This is a genomic window from Tardiphaga sp., from assembly GCF_028290495.1.
In the GTDB taxonomy this organism is placed as follows: Bacteria; Pseudomonadota; Alphaproteobacteria; order Rhizobiales; family Xanthobacteraceae; genus Tardiphaga.
Genome location: NZ_JAQGJT010000219.1, coordinates 1 through 2,675, shown reverse-complemented (window position 1 = coordinate 2,675; position 2,675 = coordinate 1). Strand labels below are relative to the sequence as shown.

4 protein-coding genes are annotated in these 2,675 nt (G+C 68.3%); all 4 read left to right on the top strand.

Annotated features, from left to right (window positions below; genetic code table 11):
• On the top strand, window positions 1–416 hold a 416-nt coding region (locus JWQ24_RS28275; protein ID WP_366521474.1), incomplete at its 5' end, for an ATP-binding protein.
• A complete protein-coding gene (locus JWQ24_RS28270) occupies window positions 413–1,024 on the top strand; it encodes a response regulator transcription factor (protein ID WP_299815857.1) in 612 nt (203 codons plus the stop codon). The genes JWQ24_RS28275 and JWQ24_RS28270, both read left to right, overlap by 4 nt.
• Window positions 1,021–2,094 (top strand): GNAT family N-acetyltransferase, encoded by a 1,074-nt coding sequence (locus tag JWQ24_RS28265; protein ID WP_299815855.1) that lies wholly within the window; start codon window positions 1,021–1,023, stop codon window positions 2,092–2,094. Before JWQ24_RS28270 ends, JWQ24_RS28265 begins: the two co-directional genes overlap by 4 nt.
• Window positions 2,095–2,184: 90 nt before the next feature.
• The coding region (locus JWQ24_RS28260) for a response regulator transcription factor (protein ID WP_299815852.1) at window positions 2,185–2,675 on the top strand (491 nt) is incomplete at its 3' end.

Below are 2,675 nucleotides of genomic sequence, written 5' to 3'. Positions count from 1 at the left end.
AGGCGCTCGCCAGGACGGCGCTCGCCGATCTCCGCGCGGCCGTCACCGGCTATCGCGAGGTCAGCCTCGACTCCGAGCTCTCGGCGGCGAAGACCGCGCTGGAGGCCGCCGGCATCGAACCGCACCTGCCGCCCGACGGCCACGCGGTCGCCGAGGAGCTGCGCCCGCTGTTCGCCTGGGTCGTGCGCGAAGGCGTCACGAACGTCATCCGGCACTCGCAGGCATCGGAGTGCTGGATCGAGGTTGAGCCCCAGCTCGTGCGTGTTCGCGATGACGGTCGTGGCGAGCTCGCGGGCGGTCACGGCAACGGCCTTCGCGGCCTTCGCGAGCGGGCGGCAGAAGCCGGCGCGGAGGTGACGGCTGCGTCGCCGACTGGTGGCGGTTTTGTGCTCACGGTTCAGAAGGGGCCGGCATGATTCGGCTGCTGCTGGCCGATGACCAGGCGCTCGTACGCGGCGCGATCGCGTCGCTGCTCGACCTCGAACCCGACCTTCTGGTCGTCGCCCAGGTTGGGCGTGGCGACGAGGTGCTCGAAGCGGCGCGGTCGTCACAAGCGGACGTCGCCCTTCTCGACGTCGAAATGCCGGGGCTCGACGGGATCGGCGCCGCGCGCGCACTCCGGTCGGGGTTTCCGAGTTGCCGGGCACTCATTGTGACCACGTTCGGGAGACCGGGGTACGTGAGGCTCGCGCTCGAGGCCGGCGCATCCGGATTCATTGTCAAAGACACGCCGTCCGGCCAGTTGGCGGATGCCGTGCGCCGGGTCGCGAGCGGTCAGCGCGTGGTGGATCCGGCGCTCGCGGCCGAGTCCCTTGCGGCCGGTCCTTCGCCGCTAAGCTCTCGTGAGACCGACGTGCTGGTCTCGTTGCGGCAGGGCAACAGCTCGGCCGAAGTGGCATCCCTGCTGCACCTTTCTGAGGGCACCGTGCGCAACCACCTGTCCTCTGCGATCGGAAAGACGGGCGCGCGCAACGCCGGAGAGGCCGCGCGGATTGCCGCCGAAAATGGTTGGCTGTTGGGATGAGCGCCGACTACTCCATCCACGAGCTGGCGATCCCTGCGGCACCGGGTGAGGCCGGCTGGGAGGACTTCGCGGCTGCGATGGCGGTGCACTTCGACAACGAGGCGCTCACCTATTCGACGGACGAACTGCGACTGACGCCGGCCGAAGCGCTGCTCGACTTTCTTGACCAGGACAACCAGCCGACGAGATTGTTCGTCGCCCGCGTCGGCGATCGCATCGTCGGGCAGGCACGGTATGAGCTGGAGGCCGGCGACGCGCCTGCCACGGTGTGGCTTCACATTGACGTCTCCCCCGACTACCGCCAGCGCGGAATCGGCGCAGCGCTCAGCGCCTGGATGCAGAGCATCGCGCGCACCGACGCGATTCACAAGGCCATCGTCTACACGCCATCCCGGGCGGCCGCCGGTCGGCGGATTCTCGCACCGACCGGCTACGGATCGCTGCCGCTCGACAACGTCGAAGTGCGCTTCCTGCTCGCGTCCGGGTATCGCCTCGAGCAGGTCGTTCGGGCCAGCCGGCTGGCGCTCCCCTTCGATGCCGCCGACCGCCTTGCCGAAACGGCTGCCGTGGCCGGCGACGACTACCGCCTGCATTACTGGACCAACACCACGCCGACGAAGTGGCGGGAAGAAATGGCCGTCCTCCGAACTCGCATGAGTATCGAGGAGCCCGACGCGGGTCTCGATGAACCCGAAGATGCCTGGTCGGTTGCGCGCCTCAACGCTGACGACGCGAGGATCGCCGAGTCGACGCGGGATCGCCTGGTGGCCGCCGTCGAGCATGTTCCCACGGGCGAACTGATTGGCTTTACGGCGCTCCTCGTTCCCGGCGATCCCGCCCGTGCAGTGCAACAGAGCGACACGCTCGTCGTTCCTGGCCACCGCGGACATCGGCTCGGGATGCTGCTGAAACTCGCGAATCTCGACTACCTCGCGCGCACCCGGCCCGGGCATCCATCGATCCTCACGTTCAACGCGGAAGAGAACCGCCACATGCTCGACGTCAACGAGGCTGTTGGCTTCGTGCCGATCGGGTACGAGGGGGCATGGCGCCGGGATCTGCCGTACTAGCCGTGCGGGTTCGGGATTCCGCGTGTTCGAGAAATGTAAGGGCCGCCGCAAACTCGGGTGGCGGCGGGCAGGATCGGCTTGAATGGTGCCATGACCGACGCCAGGGGTCTGGTCGTGATCGTCGAGGACGAGCGCGCGATCGCGGACCTGCAACGCCTCTATCTCACTGAGGCCGGTTTTGGCGTGCACATCGAACGAGACGGCCTCGCCGGGCTCGCCAGCATCCGTCGGCTGCGTCCGGTCGCTGTCGTGCTGGATGTCGGCCTGCCCGGCATGGACGGCATCGAGATCTGCAGGCGACTGCGTGAGTCGGGCGACTGGACGCCCATCCTGTTCGTGACCGCGCGCGACGACGAGGTCGACCGCATCCTGGGCATCGAGCTCGGGGCGGATGACTACCTCACGAAGCCGTTTTCGCCTCGCGAACTGGTGGCCCGCATCAAGTCGGTGCTGCGGCGCCAGAGCGGCCCCGAAACGTCGGTGTTGACGGTCGGCTCCGTCACTGTCGACCCCGAACGCAGGCGGGTCACGGCCGGCGGGACTGCCTTCTCCCTCACGAGCACGGAATTCGACCTGCTCGC

Excerpts from the sequence above, each read along its gene's own strand:
- JWQ24_RS28270 (WP_299815857.1), top strand. The coding sequence starts at position 413 with ATGATTCGGCTGCTGCTGGCCGATGACCAGGCGCTCGTACGCGGCGCG.
- JWQ24_RS28265 (WP_299815855.1), top strand. The coding sequence starts at position 1,021 with ATGAGCGCCGACTACTCCATCCACGAGCTGGCGATCCCTGCGGCACCG.